Below are 18,522 nucleotides of genomic sequence, written 5' to 3'. Positions count from 1 at the left end.
CGCTAAAACGTCTAGTTGGGCTCAACAACTAGACGTTAATAGTTTCAAAGGCTAGGCTAGCTCGACGTCTGGCCTTCACTTGAGCCAAAGATTACTTGTTAAATATTAATTGTTTATCTGAATAATCTAGGCTGATTTGAGAAGACCCTACAGACGTAACACAGATAACTGTGTCGTTATGGAAATAATAATCCCTTAAGGGAAAATAAACGGAATATCAAAATGAATTTGCATGAATACCAAGCCAAACAGCTGTTTGCAGAATTCGGTTTGCCTGTACCAGAAGGTTTCGCATGTGATACAGCTCAAGAAGCTTTCGAAGCTGCGGGTCGTATCTCTACTGAAAAGAAAGTTGTTAAGTGTCAAGTGCACGCAGGCGGTCGCGGTAAAGCGGGCGGTGTAGAACTACATGACACAAAAGAAGGCGTTAAAGAGTTTGCTCAAAAGTGGCTAGGTAAAAACCTAGTGACTTACCAAACAGATGCAAATGGTCAGCCTGTAACTAAAATCCTAGTTGAAGAAGCGTCTAACATCGCTAACGAACTTTACCTAGGCGCAGTTGTAGACCGTGCAACTCGTAAAATTGTATTCATGGCGTCTACTGAAGGCGGTGTGGACATTGAGAAAATCGCTGAAGAAACTCCTGAGCTGATTCACCAATCTGCGATTGACCCTCTAGTAGGTCCTCAAGCTTACCAAGGCCGTGAACTTGCGTTCAAACTTGGTCTAGTTGGCGACCAAATCAAACAATTCGTTAAGATCTTTATGGGTCTTGGCCAAATGTTCTCTCAGTACGACCTAGCTCTACTAGAGATCAACCCACTTGTAATCACAGGCGAAGGTAACCTTCTTTGTCTAGACGGTAAGATCAACATCGACTCGAACGCGATGTACCGTCAGCCTAAGCTACGTGAAATGCACGATCCATCTCAAGAAGATGAGCGCGAAGCACACGCAGCACAGTGGGAACTGAACTACGTAGCACTAGACGGTAACGTTGGCTGTATGGTTAACGGTGCAGGTCTAGCAATGGGTACGATGGATATCGTTAACCTACACGGCGGCAAGCCAGCAAACTTCCTTGATGTAGGCGGCGGCGCGACAAAAGAGCGTGTAGCTGAAGCATTCAAGATCATCCTTTCTGATGACAATGTTAGCGCAGTACTAGTAAACATTTTCGGTGGCATCGTACGTTGTGACATGATCGCTGAAGGTATTATCGGTGCGGTTAAAGAAGTAGGCGTAACAGTACCAGTTGTTGTTCGTCTAGAAGGTACAAACGCAGACCTAGGTCGTGAAGTACTTGCTAATTCTGATGTTGATATCATTGCAGCTGAATCTCTAACAGATGCTGCTCAGAAAGTTGTTGCTGCTGCGGAGGCGAAATAATGTCTGTACTAATTAACAAAGACACTAAAGTAATCTGTCAGGGTTTCACTGGCGGTCAAGGTACATTCCACTCAGAGCAAGCTATCGCATACGGTACGCAAATGGTTGGTGGTGTATCTCCTGGTAAAGGTGGTCAAACTCACCTTGGTCTTCCTGTATTCAACACAGTACGCGAAGCAGTAGAAGTGACTGGCGCAACAGCAACAGTTATCTACGTACCAGCACCTTTCTGTAAAGATGCCATCCTAGAAGCGATCGATGCAGGTATCGAACTGATCGTTACGATCACTGAAGGTATCCCAACAACGGATATGATCGACGTTAAAGTGAAGCTAGAAGAAACTGGCGTTCGCATGATCGGTCCTAACTGTCCAGGTCTTATCACTCCAGACGAGTGTAAGATTGGTATCATGCCTGGTCACATCCATAAGAAAGGTAAAGTAGGTATCGTATCTCGTTCAGGTACTCTTACTTACGAAGCAGTTAAACAAACGACAGACGAAGGCTTCGGTCAGTCTACGTGTGTTGGTATCGGTGGTGACCCAATTCCAGGTTCAAACTTCATCGATATCCTAAAACTGTTCCAAGAAGACCCTGAAACAGAAGCAATCGTAATGATTGGTGAGATCGGTGGTACGGCGGAAGAAGAAGCAGCAGCGTTCATCAAAGAGAACGTAACTAAACCAGTTGTTTCTTACATCGCAGGTGTTACTGCTCCTCCAGGTAAGCGTATGGGTCACGCTGGTGCAATTATCTCTGGTGGTAAAGGTACTGCTGAAGACAAATTTGCAGCACTAGAAGCAGCAGGCGTTAAGACGGTTAAGTCTCTTGCTGATATCGGTAAAGGTCTACGCGAGATTACTGGTTGGTAATCAGCGCTTTACAGCGGTAGATAATAGAAAGGCTTGGTCGATGACCAAGCCTTTTTTGTATGTTATCTAAGGTAATTTATTGAAGATACGAGATACGAGGTACGAGATTATGCGCGGTTTTTCACAATTTGCGAAAGCATAAACATAGCGGTTGCAGTAATAACCACAGAAGGACCCGCTGGGGTGTCGTAGAACCAAGATAGGCTCAAACCACCGAGTACAGCTAGTGAACCAATACCCGAAGCAATGAAAGCCATTTCCTCAGGGGTCTGCGCAAATTTGCGTGCTGTCGCCGCAGGGATAATCAGTAGCGATGTCATAATTAGGGCACCAACAAACTTCATACCAACGGCAATCACAATACCGACCATCAGCATTAATACTAGACGCATCAGATCTATATTGATGCCATCTACCGCCGCGAGATCTTCGTTAACTGTGGTGGATAACAATGGACGCCAGAAGATAGCCAAAACCAGAGCTACGGCCGCTGCGCCAGCATAAATGAATACAAGATCGGTTGGTGATACCGCAAGTAGGTCACCAAACAGGTAGCTCATTAGATCAACACGAACATTGTCGAGAAAGCTGACGGCAACTAAGCCAAGAGATAGCGCACTGTGTGCCAGAATGCCCAGCAACGTATCGGTCGCGACCAGTTTCTGCTTTTGCAATGTCACCAGCAATACAGCCAACATTAAGCAGCAGATAAGCAATGCTAAGTAGAGATTAATCTCTAATAGAAAACCAAGTGCCAGTCCCATTAATGACGCGTGAGCAAGCGTATCACCAAAGTAAGCCATTTTACGCCAAACGACAAAAGAGCCGAGTGGGCCGGCAATTAAAGCAATGCCTAATCCAGCAAGGATAGAAGGTAAAAGGAACTCAAGCATTAGTGGTGTCCGTGTTTATGGTTAGTACAGTTATGGACATCGCCGGACACGGGTTGCCCTGCTAGGTCGTGGTGGTGATGGTCGTGTTGATGGTGATAGAAAGCCAAACTCTCTTGCACCGCTGTGCCAAACAGAGCAATGTAAGAAGGGTGGTGCTTGATATCGGCAGGTGCACCAGAGCAACAAACATGGTGGTTCAGACAAATCACGTCATCAGTCTTCGCCATTACCAGGTGTAAGTCATGAGAGACCATAAAGACAGCACATCCGAAACGGTGGCGAATTGAGTCGATAAGCTCGTAAAGATCAATTTGACCTTGTACGTCAACACCTTGTGCCGGCTCATCGAGTACCAGCAAGTCTGGCCTGCGTAGCAATGAACGAGCAATAAGTACGCGTTGGTTCTCACCACCAGATAATTGATGCATGTTGCTCTTAATCAGATGTTCAGCACCAACCAGCTTTAATGATTCAAGAATCTCTTGCTTACTGAATTTACCGGTCAGTTTGAGAAAGCGCTCAACATTGAGGGGTAGAGAGTCGTTAAGCTTGAGCTTTTGAGGAACATAGCCAATTTTTAGTTTCTTTGTTTTGGTAATGGTGCCAGAGTATCGGTTCTGAAGCCCCAGTAGTACTTTGACTAATGTAGATTTTCCCGCACCATTTGGGCCTATTAGAGTTGTGATTTGGCCGCGCTCTATATTTAGAGAGATATTGTCTAAAACTTTTCTACCGTCGAATTCAACACTGACGGAATCCAATTGGATTAAGTTATCCATGAATAGAACTCATTTGCAATTAGCTAATGTTATAATGTAACATTTACAGCAGGCCTAAGCTACTTTTCTATTATCGAGGTAATATGTTACGTTCATCTTTTATACTGACAAGCTTATTGTTAATCCCAAGCGTTGCCAGTGCCAGTACTATTCTAACAAGTTTTAAACCTATTCAAATGATTGTTACTGAATTAACGCAAGGTGTCAGTGAACCGGATGTGGTGATGAACAGTAACGCGTCTCCTCATGACTACGCTTTAAAACCTTCTGATGTGAAAAAAATTCAGAATGCAGACATGTTGATTTGGTTCGGCCCAGATTTGGAGGCTTTCTTAACGAAAGTGGCTAAATCGAACGATAACCTTGTGACGATCAGTGAAATCCCAAATATCAATCTTAGAGAGTTTGGTGAAGATTCGCATGATCACCACCATGATGGCCACGACCACGGTAGTCACGACCCACATTTTTGGTTAGGTATCGATCAAGTAGAAGTAGCTTCATCTTACATCAGCAACAAGCTTGTGGAAGTCGACCCTCAAAATGCTGACGTATACAAAAAGAATCTAGAGGTTTTCCTATCACAACTGGCTGACAAAAAGCGCTCAATTGAAGCGCAACTTGCACCAGTAAAAGATAAGGGTTACTACGTTTTCCATGATGCATACAGCTACTATGAAGATGAATTTGACCTTAATAAGCTAGGTCACTTTACGGTTAGCCCTGAACGTAAGCCAGGTGCTAAGACACTGATATCGATTAAAAAGACATTGGCGAAACAAGATGTTCAATGTGTTTTCTCTGAGCCTCAATTTACCCCTGCGGTTATTGAGTCAGTGGTACGTGGTAGTTCAACTAAGAAAGGTCAGCTAGACCCTGTGGGCTCAGATATCGAAGTGGGCAAAGGCAGCTACTTTGAGTTCCTACAACAACTCACTGATAGCTACACGAGCTGTTTGTCAGCTCAGTAATACGCTTAAACTCTATATCTTTATAGACTTAGCAATCAGACATTTATGAATAATGCCGCATATTTGCGGCATTTTCGTGATCCACAAGATAAATCCTTCCTCAATTTTACGAACCACCTTTTTCCTAGGGTAATTTCCGCTAAAATGGTGAGATAATTATAATCACAAAATAACTCGTTGACGGTTACTCCACTCAATGAATGATATCTGTCGCGTTTTATTTGCTGTTTCTGGGAAAAACCTTTGTATCAAGTGATCATTAGATTGCTCATCATAATGAGTCTTTCGCTGAGTGTTTCTGCACTGAGTAGCGCGTCATCGGTTTTCTACCCTTTACCTGTTCAAGGGCAAGGGAATTTTCTTGCGGCCAAAAATCTTTACTTAGGTGAAGGGGGAGGTTTATGGATTCATGATGTGCATGGCAAAGTCATGTTCTATGATGGTGGAACGCTATTACCTAGAAAAGGTAGCCTGCTCGAATTCTCTTCCGATGAAGTTGCTTTTTTAAACGATGAATTTTGGACCTATTTTGATAATGAGGTCTATCGCCATGTCCCAGGTATCGAGAGTTTTCTCGCATTTAGCCTAAGCCCAGGCTCAGAAATTCGTAACATAGGTGCATCGGGTGACTATATCTGGGTGACCGATCGAAATAACTTCTACACCTACAACACACTCACGAGTGAGTTTGAAACCTACTCTCTGCTCAAACTTTATCGTCATAATAAACGTAGCGACATTCGAATTAATGATGCTGAACGGGTGCTTTCCAAATGGGTACTTGCAACGTCTGCCGGGGTTTATCGTTCTGAAGAGCAAGAGTTTGAACACATTACAGCATCGGGTAAATTCTACATTGAGAAGGTCTATTTTTCTGATGCTCGACGTGAGTTACTTGTTGGAACTCGTAATGGGTTAGTGATCATTAACTTATCATCACCGAACGTGGTGAATCGAGTGCCAGGCTCACATGTATTGTCTTTAGCTGAAACGTCCGACCAATATTGGATTGGAACCGAACATGGGTTGATGAGCTACAACTTTGTTACGGGTAAGGTGCAGCGCTTTCAACAATCAGATAATCAAGATTTTTCGCTACCAGGTGAGAAGATATATTCGTTAGTGAACGACTCTGCTGGTGGTATGTGGATAGCCACAAATAATGGTATACGCTATTTCTCGTTATACAGCAGTACTTTCCAAAGGACCTCCATCTCAGGGCTAGGCATGCACTCGGTGCGCTTCTCGGTCAATAAGCTACTCGCCATAGACGAGTCGGAGTTTTGGGTGGCGACCTCGGAAGGTCTTTATGTGGCTAAAACGGATACGGACGAACTTCCCAAGCGCATTTATTCGGAACCAATAAGTGATATCGTAGCGCACCAAGGCTTGGTTTACCTTGCAACGCCAACAGGCTTGATCGCTATCGATCAATATAGCCATCAACTCGCCTTTTTGAACTTACCTATAAACTTACGCCAACGACAAGTCGACACCCTTGCACTTAATAAACAAGGGGTGCTTTGGCTAACCTCTGAGCAGAACCTTTATTCGCTCGATCTAGCTTCAAACAAAGCGACACCATACGGCATGGATTGGCTAGTCAGTAAGTACTTACCGGCGAAGATCACAGACCTTTCGGTGGACGAACAAGGAGAGCTCTACATTGGTACAGACCATGGTTACTATTCGTTAATAGATGGCAAGATTAGCTTTAAACGAGACAGTTTGAGATTTGGCAAAGTTGTCGATATTGCTCATGCGAGCGATGGCTCACACTGGTTTGCAGGGAGCTATGGCGTTTACAGAATTGCCAAGGGAAGTGAATACATCGAAGAGGTGGAGCTGGTTGAAGATAACATCAGCCCTGTTTGTTTAGTCAGTGATAAACATGGAATTTGGTTGGGTTCATCGAAAGGGATCAGTTTCTATGGGCTCAGTGGCATTCTTAATAAGCATATTGGTTCGCCATTTGGTTTGATACTCAACGAGTTTGCTCCTGGAGCTTGTGGTCTATCTGTGGCCGACCCATTGCAATCAGGTGTGCTTGTTATGGGATCTAAATATGGGCTTGTAGGCGCGATGTCCAATGAGCTGTTGGTGTCTGATACCCCACAACGACGTGCGTTGGTAAGTAAAGTGACCGTCGATCAAAACACGGTCGCTTTGGGGGGAAAATACATAGACTCTTTGGAAGTACCTTATGGTTCCTCGTTGAGCTTCAAATTCGGGGTTCTGCCTGTTGGTTTTGTTCAAGCGATGGAATATCGATTGAATGAGGATGAGCCTTGGATTGAATTTGAAGGCGGCTTGTTGGCTTTGGAGCATATTCTGCCGGGAGATTATGTCCTCGAAGTGAAGCCCGTTAAAGACTCCCATTATCGCTTTGTCTCAACTAAGCAGCCATTTACTATTTTAGAACCTTGGTATCTGAGCAATTGGGCTGCCGCAAGCTTTATGGTTTTATTGATAGGTTTCGTTACGGTATTGGTGTTTTGGCGTTCCCGTTTTGTCACCTTTGCCAACCGTAAGCTTAAGGCTCAAGTGGCACTGAAAACCGATCAGTTACGTCATCAAAGCCGAATTTTATTAGCAACCAACCAACAACTTAAAAAGCAGTTGGCGGTTAAAAATGTTCTGGTCACTCATACGGCTGGTGGGCTAGTTGAAGAGGTAAATCGCGCTGCGGCCCTTATCCCTAATTGGCAAGAAAGTGATGAGGCATCACCTATCGTCGAATTGCGCCAAGGGTTAGAGCAACTTGCTCAAGGTCATGAAAAAGGTAAAACCACCCATTACGACTTGGTGCTGGTACTTGAGTCCGTGTTAACGGCGTGGAAAGACGATCTTGCGAAAGCTGGTATTGAGCTTGAGGTAAACCTAGACACTAAGCAGCGATATATAACGCTGAATTACTTCAACCTAGATATTGTCTTTAATAGTTTGGTGGCGAGTGTCATTAAGCGCAACTTTAAGTCTCAACGAATGCTTGTCTGCGTTGAGGAGGTCAAGCAAGAGTTAGTGGTAACACTGCGCGACTTTGGGATGCCATTCCCGAAATGGGCTGCGGCAGATCCGGAAGCTGGGTTGGCTCAGTCGACAGACCTGAATATCGAGAAGTTGCCACTCCTTATTCATCAGAGTGGGGGCGAATTGAAGACATTCATATCGGATTCGCAAAATGTTGTTCAGCTCTCTTGGCCAATCGAATACCAAGCTATTCAGAAAATCACAGAAAGTACCTTAGAGCAGATTGAGACGATTAAACACCCCGTGCTCACTCAAGAAGAGCAGAGATTGAGTGCTGAGCAAGAATGGAAAAATCGTGTGGCTCTATTGGTAGGAGAACACTATGCCGATGCGGAGTTTGGCACAGCGTCTGCCGCTCGTTTGCTTTATATGTCCGAACGCAGCCTACAGCGTCGTTTCAAGTCTGCTTACGATAAGACGTTTAAAGAGTACTTGAATCAAGTTCGGTTAGAGCATGCGTGTGAAAGGTTACTGGCGGGTGAGAAGGTATCTGATGTTGCATTCAACTCAGGTTTCAATGACCCATCATACTTTAGCCAGAGGTTTAAACATCACTTCGGTATGTCGCCGTCTAAATTTGCTGAGAATTCTGACGACTAAGTGGTAATCCATTTCAATCTAGCCTCGACTCTGTTCGGGGCTTTTTTATGCTTGCGAGAAACGAGAAGTTATTTTGTGGTTGAGAATGAGTGAGGGAGATAAGAAAAAAAATATCGTGGTATAGCCGGGGGGACTATACCACGGGTGTCAAAGACACCTTCGCTTGCTGCCGGAGTGATACAACGAAAGCTGTATCACCTCTGGAATAAAGTTAAAGAGAAGGAGTTTCTCTTCGTTGGAATCAACTATACGTCGTGGTACTTATTTTCCTTATAAAATTAACGCCATCGTTATGTAATAAATGCGACATATTGATAAGTAATTGTTTTTAATTGATTTTATTTGAATATCTTCAGTTTGTACTTGTGCGCTAGTTTTCGTTGAGTGTTGAAAGTAACGGAATTGACGTAGCGTGTTTTGACGAAATTTACGAGTATCTATTTTCGAAAACATTGATTTCACACAGTAAGATTAGGGTTATATATGTGTATTATTCTTCTTAATAACAATATTTCTCATTATCAATCTCTATTGGATGCTTATGAACCTATCACAGCTTGAGCAAGGCAAAGCGGCCACTGTCGTCTCCCTTACTGGGTTATCTCCCGAAGTTAGAAAAAAACTAATGGTAATGGGGGTTTTACCTAAAACCGAAGTCACTCTAATTCGTCGTGCACCAATGGGAGATCCATTGCAAGTTGAGGTTAGAGGAGTCTCTATTGCAATTCGTCAGAATATCGCTCAGCAGATTGAGGTGAGTCTATGAACTATCAAGTATTGACGGTAGGTAACCCAAACAGCGGTAAAACAACCTTGTTCAACGCCCTGACGGGTGCAAAGCAGCACGTTGGTAACTGGGCTGGTGTTACGGTAGAGAAGAAAACAGGTACGTACAGTCACGCAGGTGATGAGTTCAAGCTGACAGACCTTCCAGGTATCTACGCTCTAGACAGTGGTAATGATGCAAACAGCATCGACGAGTCGATCGCTTCTCGTGCTGTACTGACTCACCCTGCAGATGTGATCATCAATGTGGTCGATGCGAGCAGCTTAGAGCGCAGCTTATATATGACGCTTCAGCTGCGTGAGATGGGTCGTCCAATGATTGTTGTATTAAACAAGATGGATGTACTTAAGCGTGAGCGTCAGGTGGTTGATCAAAAAGCACTAGAGAAAGCACTAGGTTGTCCGGTACTTAGCCTTTCTGCGAACGATAAGTCGCAAGTTGTTCGTTTTAAAGAAAAGCTGCATAAATTATTGGTTCAAGGTGTCAGCCTAGAGCCGATTGCTATTGATTATGAAGAAGCGTTCGAAGCGTTATTGCCACAAGTTGAATCGAAATTTGATGACGCGGATGTCTCACACCGCGCACTTGCTATTCGCGCCCTTGAAAATGATTACCTAGTTTTGAATAGCCTTGCGCCAAACGAACGTCAACAAATCGATGCCGTAAGATCTGCTGCACAATTTGATATCGATTTAGCGGTTGCAGATGCAAAATACACCATGCTTCATGAATTGTGTAAGCGCGTGCGTCGTAGTGAAGGCAAATTGAGCCGAAGCTTTACCGAGAAAGCTGACCAACTCATTCTTAATAAGTGGGTTGGCATTCCGTTCTTCTTTGTTGTGATGTACCTGATGTTTATGTTCTCCATTAACATTGGTAGCGCATTCATCGACTTCTTTGACATCGGCGTTGGCGCACTGTTGGTAGATGGTGGTCACTACTTATTGGATGATCATTTGCCAGTTTGGCTGGTGACTATCTTAGCTGATGGCATTGGTGGTGGTATTCAAACGGTCGCGACCTTTATCCCGGTGATTGCTTGTTTGTACTTGTTCCTCGCTGTTCTAGAAAGCTCAGGTTACATGGCTCGTGCAGCGTTCGTACTTGATAAAGTAATGCAGAAAATTGGCCTGCCGGGTAAAGCCTTTGTTCCACTAGTATTGGGTTTCGGTTGTAACGTACCTTCTATCATGGCGACTCGTACGCTTGACCAAGAGCGTGAGCGTAAGTTAGCGGCAGCAATGGCTCCGTTCATGTCATGTGGTGCTCGTCTACCTGTATACGCGTTGTTCGCTGCGGCTTTCTTCCCTGGTGCGGGTCAAAACATCGTGTTTGCACTGTACTTACTAGGCATCGTAGCATCTATCTTTACTGGCCTATTCCTAAAGAATACGCTTTACCCAGGTAGCAGTGACAGCCTAGTGATGGAGATGCCAGATTACGAATTGCCAACTATGCAAAACGTAATGCTTAAAACATGGCAGAAGCTGAAGCGTTTCGTTCTGGGTGCAGGTAAAACCATCGTTATGGTGGTAGCGATTCTGAGCTTCCTTAACTCATTGGGTACTGATGGCTCATTTGGTAACGAAGACAGCGAAAACTCGGTGTTGTCAAAAGCGGCTCAAGTCGTTACGCCTGTGTTTGCACCAATCGGTATTCAAGAAGAAAACTGGCCAGCGACGGTCGGTATTATTACTGGTATCTTTGCTAAAGAAGCGGTAGTGGGTACGCTAAATAGCTTGTACACCACACCTTCAGATGAAGAAGCTGCGGAGTTCGATCTAGCGGGTAGTTTGCATGAAGCGGTAATGACCATTCCGGATAACCTAGCAGGTCTAAGCTATTCAGATCCTCTTGGTATCGAAGTCGGTGACCTTTCGGATTCAAGCGCTGTGGCTGAAGAGCAAGAAGTAGATACATCTATCTTTGGTAACCTAAAAGAGAAATTCGTTTCTAGCCATGCAGCGTTTGCGTACCTTATTCTAATCCTGCTTTACACACCTTGTGTTGCAGCAATGGGTGCTTACGTAAGAGAGTTTGGTCAAATGTTTGCGCGTTTTATCGCTGTTTGGACGATGGCGTTGGGTTACTTTGGCGCGACTTTCTATTATCAAGCGGCGAACTTTGCTGCTCATCCAGTCACCAGTGCGGTTTGGATGGTTGTGATTGTGGCAGGTTTCGTTCTTACCTACATTGGCTTTAAAAAGTTAGGTAAAAAGCAGCGTGCAATAGAGGCTCAATTCGCATGATTTTAAAAGAACTGCATCAATACATTTGTGAACACGGTGGAGCTGCTCGTAAAGAGTTAGCGGCAAAGTTTGGCATGAGTGAAGACGGCGTCGATGCGATGCTGAATGTTTGGATTAGGAAGGGTAAGGTAAGTCGACTTGTGGATACCAATCAACATGGCCACACGACTCGAATACGTTACACCATCAATCAGCAAGACAGTCTGTCGCTTAATGTGATGATGTAGTTCGATAGAGCTTAAAACTAAAACCGCAGCTTGGTAGCTGCGGTTTTTTTTGACATTGAATCTTTGAATCAAGCTTTTTGGAATAGTGAACTCAGTGACAAGACGTTCTGGATACGAGTGAGGATCGCTGTTTGCTCTTCTTCGCTGCGTTGTTCACCCTTAGTATTCCCCCAAACGGGTCCCGGCCATGCGATGTCATCTTTAAAGCGGGCGATATGGTGAATGTGCAATTGGGGTACCATGTTACCCAGTGCACCTAAGTTCAGTTTGTCTGGCTGAAAAGTGGCTTCTAATGCTTGGCTTACCGCTTGCGACTCGTGGAGGAACTGCTGTTGTTCTTGCATCGGTAGATGATGAAGTTCTTTGAGATTTGCACGCTTTGGTACAAGAATAACCCAAGGCACAGCGTTGTCTTTGTGAAGAAGGGCAAGGCTAAGTGGGAATTCGCCAATAACAGTGGTGTCTTTTGCCAATTGAGGATGAAGTTCGAAGCTCATGATCTTTCCAATTAGTTGTTTTAGTTGAGTATAAGGTTGGAATGAGAATGTGGCTAGCGCTTACGTTCTCAATAAGCAGATTCGCGATCACGTTCGTTCCTCATTGTAGGGAATGACAGATGAGGGAGAGTGATAGTGCGTCACTTTTGTTGTATTGGATTTATGACACCTATATTCGTCATCTCCTAAAGCGACTAAGGAGCGTAGTAGGAGAGCTCTTGCTTTGGAAATTTGCGGGTAGTGGAGCTTGCTAAGTAAACGTAATCTCCAAATAAAACAAAAGGTTGACGCTTTCACGTCAACCTTTGTAATTATCTCGAATCTCAAATCTCGAATCGCTTACATGCGCTCTAGAGTATCGATACCCAGTAGAGATAGACCTTGTTTGATTGTCTTCGCTGTTAGTGCAGCAAGCTTCAGACGGCTCTGCTTAACCGCTTCGTCTTCAGCAACAAGGATAGGGCATGCTTCGTAGAAGCTAGAGAACTGACCCGCTAGTTCGAATAGGTAAGTACACATGATGTGCGGCTGACCTTCGCGAGCAACAGATTGAACCGCTTCTTCAAATTGTAGAAGTTTCGCGATAAGTGCTTTCTCTTTCTCTTCAGTGATTTTGATTTCACCTTCAAGAGAGTCCATAGAAACACCCGCTTTAGCGAATACAGAAGCAACACGTGTGTAAGCGTACTGCATGTATGGTGCAGTGTTACCTTCAAACGCCAGCATGTTGTCCCAATCGAACACGTAGTCTGTAGTACGGTGCTTAGAAAGGTCTGCGTATTTAACCGCTGCCATAGCAACCGTGTTTGCGATAGTTTTCTTCTCGTCTTCCGCTAGTTCTGGGTTTTTAGATTCGATCAGCTGTGCTGCACGAACTTCTGCTTCATCAAGAAGATCAGCAAGGCGAACCGTACCACCTGCACGAGTCTTGAATGGCTTACCATCTTTACCTAGCATCATGCCGAACGCGTGGTGCTCAAGAGAAACAGATTCTGGGATGTAGCCTGCTTTACGAACGATAGTCCAAGCTTGCATTAGGTGTTGATGCTGACGAGAGTCGATGAAGTAAAGAACGCGGTCTGCGCCTAGCTCTTCGTAACGGTACTTAGCACATGCAATATCAGTTGTTGTGTATAGGAAGCCGCCATCGCGTTTTTGGATGATAACACCCATTGGGTCGCCATCTTTGTTCTTGTACTCATCTAGGAAAACAACTTGTGCGCCGTCGTCTTCTTGAGCAAGACCTTGAGCTTTCAAGTCTTCAACGATTGCAGGAAGCATGTCGTTGTACTTACTTTCACCCATCACGTCATCACGAGTTAGAGATACGTTTAGACGGTCGTAGTTACGCTGGTTTTGAATCATGGTGATATCAACCAGTTTCTTCCACATCTCCGCGCAGAACTCGTCGCCACTTTGCAGTTTCACTACGTAGTTACGTGCTTTTACAGCGAACTCTTCGTCTTCGTCGTATAGCTTCTTAGACTCACGGTAGAAAGCTTCAAGGTCAGAAAGCTCCATAGAAACTTCACCAGACTCTTGTTGTACACGCTCAAGGTTTGCGATAAGCATACCGAACTGAGTACCCCAGTCACCGATGTGGTTAGCACGGATAACCTTGTGGCCTAGGAATTCTAGAGTACGAACAACTGCATCACCGATGATAGTAGAACGTAGGTGACCAACGTGCATTTCTTTAGCAACGTTTGGAGCAGAGTAGTCCGCAACAATCGTTTGAGCTTCAGCCGCTGCAACGCCTAGACGAGAATCAGCCAATGCTGCGTCTGCTTGTTGTGCAAGGAAAGCTTCATCTAGGAAGATGTTTAGGAAACCTGGGCCTGCGATTTCAACTTTAGAAGCGATACCGTCTAGGTTTAGAACGTCCAATACTTTTTGAGCAAATTCTCGTGGATTAGTGCCTAGTCGTTTAGCAACGCCCATAACGCCGTTTGCTTGGTAGTCACCAAATTGTGGTTTTGCAGATTGACGAACCGCTGCAGGAGAGCCTGCAGGTGCGCCAGCGGCTTCTAGAGCCTGAGATACTTTGTCATTAATCAGTGCTTGGATATTCACACGCGTTTCCTTCAATTCAAGGATGATAAGAGTGGCTGTTCTTTCGATGTTCGCTAAGGTTAAGGGGCAATTTACTTAACGCTTTAGTGATGAAATGAACAACAGACTCTGTTTGAGTTCACAAAAATGGCGGTAATGATACCAATTTTGTTGGCCTTCTTATAGGGCGGATTGATAGAAAATTTACATTTCCTCTAACCAAATAAGCACAATCACAGAATAGAAATCTAAACCATAGGCAATAGAAGGCTTGTTGCAAAAAATAGAGCTGCTACCATGCGCGCATTAGATTTGGAGAAAGTAGATTATGACGCTCACGCAAGCCCAATTAGAACCACAACAGATGATGGAACGACTCGATGACTTTATGGGTAAAATCGAGGAGTTTGGCAACAAGCTGGGGTTAGATCTTAGCTTTGCTCAAGCCGACCATATTGCGATTAGAGTGAACGACACCGCGTTAGCCAAAGCGGCGCATGAGGCATGGGCAAGCTATGGTGAAACCATTTCTCAGGCGATGATCAATGGTCGCCCAATTGTAGTGATCGCTTTTGATGAACCACTAAAGAGCCGTGGTTGGTCGATTGAATGTTTAGAATTGCCGTATCCAGCAGAAGGTAAGGTTTACCCGATCCAAGATTGGGAACATGTGGAATTTGTCATTCCATCTCATGCACAAACGGCTGATGAATACTTAGCGGATCTTAAAGACACTTACCCGCAGTTCGCGGCTAACTTTGAGACATTGGCAGAGCAAGGCGTTAAGATCAAACTCTCAAGCCCGAAAGGGGAAGGTGAGCGTTTGAACAACCCAACGGTTGCATTTAAGCATCAAGGGATTTGCATCAAGCTGCACCCACATTCGTTGAAGAAGATTGTGGAATCAGAGCAGGGTTAATAACGCCCTTCATTACAATGAAAAAAAAGGGTTGACGATAATTGCCAACCCTTTAAAACTACTCGCTTACTCGCTTACTCGCTTACTCGCTTACTCGCTTACTCGCTTACTCGCTTACTCGCTTACTCGCTTACTCGCTTACTCGCTTACTCGCTTACTCGCTTACTCGCTATAAAATCACAGTCTTGTTGCCGTAAACAAATACATGATCATTGATCACCTTGTTTAGCGCTTTACTCAACACATTCTTTTCTACGTCGCGACCTGCTTGAGCCATGTCTTTAGCACTGAAGTTGTGGTCTACAGGGATCACGTCTTGCTTGATGATTGGACCTTCATCTAAATCGTTAGTCACGAAGTGAGCCGTCGCACCAATGATTTTTACGCCACGCTCATACGCTTGCTGATATGGTTTAGCGCCAATGAATGCAGGCAAGAAGCTGTGGTGAATGTTGATGATCTTGTGGTTGTACTTCTCTACAAAACCCGGTGTTAACACGCGCATGTATTTCGCTAGGACGAGGTAATCGGCGTTGTAGCTGTCGATCACTTCTAGCATTTTTTGCTCGTGCTCTTCTCGGTTGAGCCCTTCGTGAGAAACGTGGTGATAAGGGATGTCAAAGCGCTCAGTTAGGCTTTGCAGAATATCGTAGTTACCAACAACAGCAGCAATTTCAACGTCAAGGCTACCATCGAAATTCTTCATCAGAATATCACCTAGGCAGTGCGCTTCTTTGGTCACTAGAACTACGATACGTTTACGTGATGAGCCCATGAGTTTGCGCTTGGCGTTTTCTGGTAGAGCTTGGTCTAAATCGGCAAGAAAGGTTTCATCGTTGAAATACCCTTCAAGCTCGGTACGCATAAAAAAGTGACCGCTGGTATTATCGACAAACTCGTTGTTGTGGATGATGTTGAGTTGGTGTTTGTAACAAATGTTGGTGATTTTAGAAATCAGGCCCGGCGCATCAGTACAATGCGTCAGCAGTGTCTTTTTTTCCATTTCCATCTTACTTCCATGAAATAATTCTAATTTTTCAAAAAATATACAACCAGTCGAACGGTTAACTGAGCCGTAATATGACTGTTATAATTAATCTATTATTAACTGACTTTCAACAAAATATATTGAAGAAGGATTGTTTTAATAAATATCCCTCTGCGGAATTATTTAGAAGCTTTATTTTTGTAGCTTATTCATATGCTTAATATTTCTATCATGCAGATGCAGTCTCGATTCGCGCTTGCTCTCTAAACCTGCCATACTGCACGGTCTGATTTCTCAACCTGTACACGGTTTTCTTCAAGTTCATAAATTATGATATCCAAAACGTTTTCTGCTGATGGTGCGCTCGGTAAAGCTATTCCCGGTTTTCAGCCGCGACAAGCTCAGCTTGATATGGCCGAAGCGGTTTCAAGTGCAATCAAAGATCAAAGTCAGTTGGTGGTTGAAGCTGGGACGGGTACAGGTAAAACTTTTGCTTATTTGGTTCCTGCATTACTCAGCGGCAAGAAAACCATCATAAGTACAGGCTCGAAGAACCTTCAAGAGCAGCTTTTTCACCGCGATCTGCCGTTAATGACAGATGCGCTTGGCTTTTACGGCCAAGTTGCCTTGTTGAAAGGGCGGTCTAACTACCTTTGCTTAGATAGACTCAGTCGCCAGATGATAGAAAGCCATGGAACTCATACCGACCCAACACTGCTGGCACAACTTGTTAAGGTGCGCAGCTGGTCGTCGTCGACTCAAACTGGGGACCTTGGTGATTGTGATGATATCGCCGAAGACAGCCCAATCATCCCGACAATCACGTCGACTAACGATAACTGTTTAGGAAAAGAGTGCCCAAGCTATACAGACTGTTTTGTACTTAAAGCTCGTAAGAAAGCGATGGATTCCGATGTGGTTGTGGTGAACCACCATCTATTCTTGGCAGACTTGGCGATCAGAGAAACGGGCTTTGGCGAACTCATTCCCGATGCCGATGTATTTATCTTCGATGAAGCGCATCAACTGCCAGATATTGCTAGTGAGTATTTCGGTCAATCTGTGTCGAGTCGTCAGATCCATGAGCTCGCAAAAGATATTGAAATTGGTTATCGCACTGAAGCTAAAGATATGCGCCAGCTACAGAAGGTGGGTGACAGGCTGGTCCAGTCGGCGGCTGATCTTAGAATCGTACTGGGAGATACCGGCTTTCGAGGAAATTGGCGTGAAGCTCTGAAATCGGAGTCAATTGCGCGAGAATTAGTGCGAATGCAAGACGCTCTTCAGTTAGCGGTAGATGTACTTAAGCTAGCGTTGGGGCGCAGTCAGCTATTAGATACTGCTTTCGAGCGCGCAACATTGATTAAAGCTCGCATTGAACGCGTCTGTGATGTCTCTATTACAGGGTATTCCTATTGGTATGACACCACTCCGCGCCATTTTGCATTGCATATCACGCCGCTTTCTGTGGCAGATAAGTTCCATGAACAGATTGAGCTAAAACCCGGGGCATGGATCTTTACATCGGCAACGTTAGCTGTTTCGGATGACTTCGACCATTTTACATCGCGTCTTGGTTTGAAGCCGAGTCAGCAATTTTCGCTACCCAGCCCATTCGATTATCCGAAACAGGCGCGTTTGTGTGTGCCTCGTTACCTGCCTGAACCAAACAGCCCGGGGTTAGCAGATAAATTAGTGCGAATGCTTGCGCCAGTGATTGAACAGAACCAAGGGCGATGTTTCTTCCTATGTACGTCTCACAGCATGATGAGAGAGCTTGGTGAGCGTTTTCGCGAAACCTTGAGCGTTCCGGTATTGCTTCAAGGCGAAACCAGCAAACAAAAAACCTTAGCTGAGTTTATGGAACTTGGTAATGCGCTGCTGGTGGCAACGGGGGCATTCTGGGAAGGGATAGATGTTAGGGGCGACGCGTTAAGCTGTGTTATCATCGACAAATTACCCTTTACGGCACCCGATGATCCCTTGCTTAAAGCGCGGATCGAAGATTGTAAGCTCAAAGGAGGCGACCCGTTTGCTCAGGTTCAACTGCCTGATGCGGTGATCACCCTCAAGCAAGGTGTCGGGCGATTGATTCGTGATAAGAGCGACAATGGCGCACTGATTATTTGTGATAATCGCTTAGTGACTCGGGATTACGGTGGCATTTTCCTAGGGAGTTTACCTCCTATTCCTCGTACCCGAGATTTAGGGGTAATTAAAGAATTTCTAGCCAAAGCGGACGAACGATAAGTGGTGCTTTGGCGACTGT

Annotated in this window: 14 protein-coding genes; 9 read left to right on the top strand and 5 right to left on the bottom strand. The window is 44.7% G+C overall.

The genetic code is table 11. From position 1 onward, the window contains the following. Window positions 1-222 precede the first annotated feature (222 nt). Window positions 223-1,389, top strand: a complete 1,167-nt coding sequence (gene sucC, locus OCV50_RS10225; RefSeq protein WP_032551865.1) for an ADP-forming succinate--CoA ligase subunit beta — start codon at window positions 223-225, stop codon at window positions 1,387-1,389. Beyond that, window positions 1,389-2,261: a succinate--CoA ligase subunit alpha gene (sucD, locus tag OCV50_RS10220; RefSeq protein ID WP_004737919.1), complete on the top strand. Its 873-nt coding sequence runs from the start codon at window positions 1,389-1,391 to the stop codon at window positions 2,259-2,261. Before sucC ends, sucD begins: the two co-directional genes overlap by 1 nt. A 107-nt stretch (window positions 2,262-2,368) precedes the next feature. Here sucD and znuB read toward each other — a convergent pair whose 3' ends face one another. Then, window positions 2,369-3,154, bottom strand: a complete 786-nt coding sequence (gene znuB, locus OCV50_RS10215; RefSeq protein ID WP_261902979.1) for a zinc ABC transporter permease subunit ZnuB — start codon at window positions 3,152-3,154, stop codon at window positions 2,369-2,371. After that, window positions 3,154-3,933: a zinc ABC transporter ATP-binding protein ZnuC gene (znuC, locus tag OCV50_RS10210; protein ID WP_261902978.1), complete on the bottom strand. Its 780-nt coding sequence runs from the start codon at window positions 3,931-3,933 to the stop codon at window positions 3,154-3,156. Before znuC ends, znuB begins: the two co-directional genes overlap by 1 nt. 83 nt (window positions 3,934-4,016) lie before the next feature. On the opposite strand from znuC, the gene znuA reads away from it, so the two are divergent. The 5 genes from znuA (at window position 4,017) to OCV50_RS10185 (ending at window position 11,797) form a co-directional block, all read left to right on the top strand. Further along, a complete protein-coding gene (gene znuA / locus OCV50_RS10205; RefSeq protein ID WP_261902977.1) occupies window positions 4,017-4,904 on the top strand; it encodes a zinc ABC transporter substrate-binding protein ZnuA in 888 nt (295 codons plus the stop codon). Window positions 4,905-5,180: 276 nt separating this feature from the next. Beyond that, window positions 5,181-8,534 carry an AraC family transcriptional regulator gene (locus OCV50_RS10200; RefSeq protein ID WP_261902976.1) on the top strand — a complete coding sequence of 1,118 codons (3,354 nt, stop codon included), beginning with the start codon at window positions 5,181-5,183 and terminating at the stop codon, window positions 8,532-8,534. 541 nt (window positions 8,535-9,075) lie between these two features. Beyond that, complete coding sequence (locus OCV50_RS10195) at window positions 9,076-9,300, top strand: FeoA family protein (protein ID WP_261902975.1); 225 nt, start codon at window positions 9,076-9,078, stop codon at window positions 9,298-9,300. Further along, window positions 9,297-11,570, top strand: a complete 2,274-nt coding sequence (feoB, locus tag OCV50_RS10190) for a Fe(2+) transporter permease subunit FeoB (RefSeq protein WP_261902974.1) — start codon at window positions 9,297-9,299, stop codon at window positions 11,568-11,570. The genes OCV50_RS10195 and feoB overlap by 4 nt, the downstream gene beginning before the upstream one ends. After that, entirely contained in the window at window positions 11,567-11,797 is a 231-nt protein-coding gene (locus tag OCV50_RS10185; protein WP_261902973.1) for a FeoC-like transcriptional regulator, read from the top strand. Before feoB ends, OCV50_RS10185 begins: the two co-directional genes overlap by 4 nt. A gap of 68 nt (window positions 11,798-11,865) precedes the next feature. Here OCV50_RS10185 and OCV50_RS10180 read toward each other — a convergent pair whose 3' ends face one another. Together OCV50_RS10180 and argS are read right to left on the bottom strand one after the other, a co-directional pair. After that, the gene (locus OCV50_RS10180) at window positions 11,866-12,294 is read right to left on the bottom strand and encodes an HIT family protein (RefSeq protein WP_261902972.1); all 429 of its coding nucleotides are present in this window, start codon (window positions 12,292-12,294) and stop codon (window positions 11,866-11,868) included. A gap of 339 nt (window positions 12,295-12,633) precedes the next feature. Beyond that, a complete protein-coding gene (argS, locus tag OCV50_RS10175) occupies window positions 12,634-14,367 on the bottom strand; it encodes an arginine--tRNA ligase (protein WP_261902971.1) in 1,734 nt (577 codons plus the stop codon). Window positions 14,368-14,674: 307 nt separating this feature from the next. Here argS and OCV50_RS10170 point away from each other — a divergent pair, with 307 nt between their 5' ends. Continuing rightward, window positions 14,675-15,265, top strand: a complete 591-nt coding sequence (locus OCV50_RS10170; protein WP_261902970.1) for a VOC family protein — start codon at window positions 14,675-14,677, stop codon at window positions 15,263-15,265. A gap of 169 nt (window positions 15,266-15,434) precedes the next feature. Here OCV50_RS10170 and purU read toward each other — a convergent pair whose 3' ends face one another. Beyond that, on the bottom strand, window positions 15,435-16,268 hold the full coding sequence (purU, locus tag OCV50_RS10165; RefSeq protein WP_032552212.1) for a formyltetrahydrofolate deformylase: 834 nt from the start codon (window positions 16,266-16,268) through the stop codon (window positions 15,435-15,437). A 315-nt stretch (window positions 16,269-16,583) separates the two neighbouring features. On the opposite strand from purU, the gene OCV50_RS10160 reads away from it, so the two are divergent. Beyond that, window positions 16,584-18,503: an ATP-dependent DNA helicase gene (locus tag OCV50_RS10160; protein WP_261902969.1), complete on the top strand. Its 1,920-nt coding sequence runs from the start codon at window positions 16,584-16,586 to the stop codon at window positions 18,501-18,503. Window positions 18,504-18,522: the final 19 nt, after the last annotated feature.

Source organism: Vibrio fortis, from assembly GCF_024347475.1.
Taxonomy (GTDB): domain Bacteria; phylum Pseudomonadota; class Gammaproteobacteria; order Enterobacterales; family Vibrionaceae; genus Vibrio; species Vibrio fortis.
This window is presented reverse-complemented; position numbering and strand designations above follow the sequence as displayed.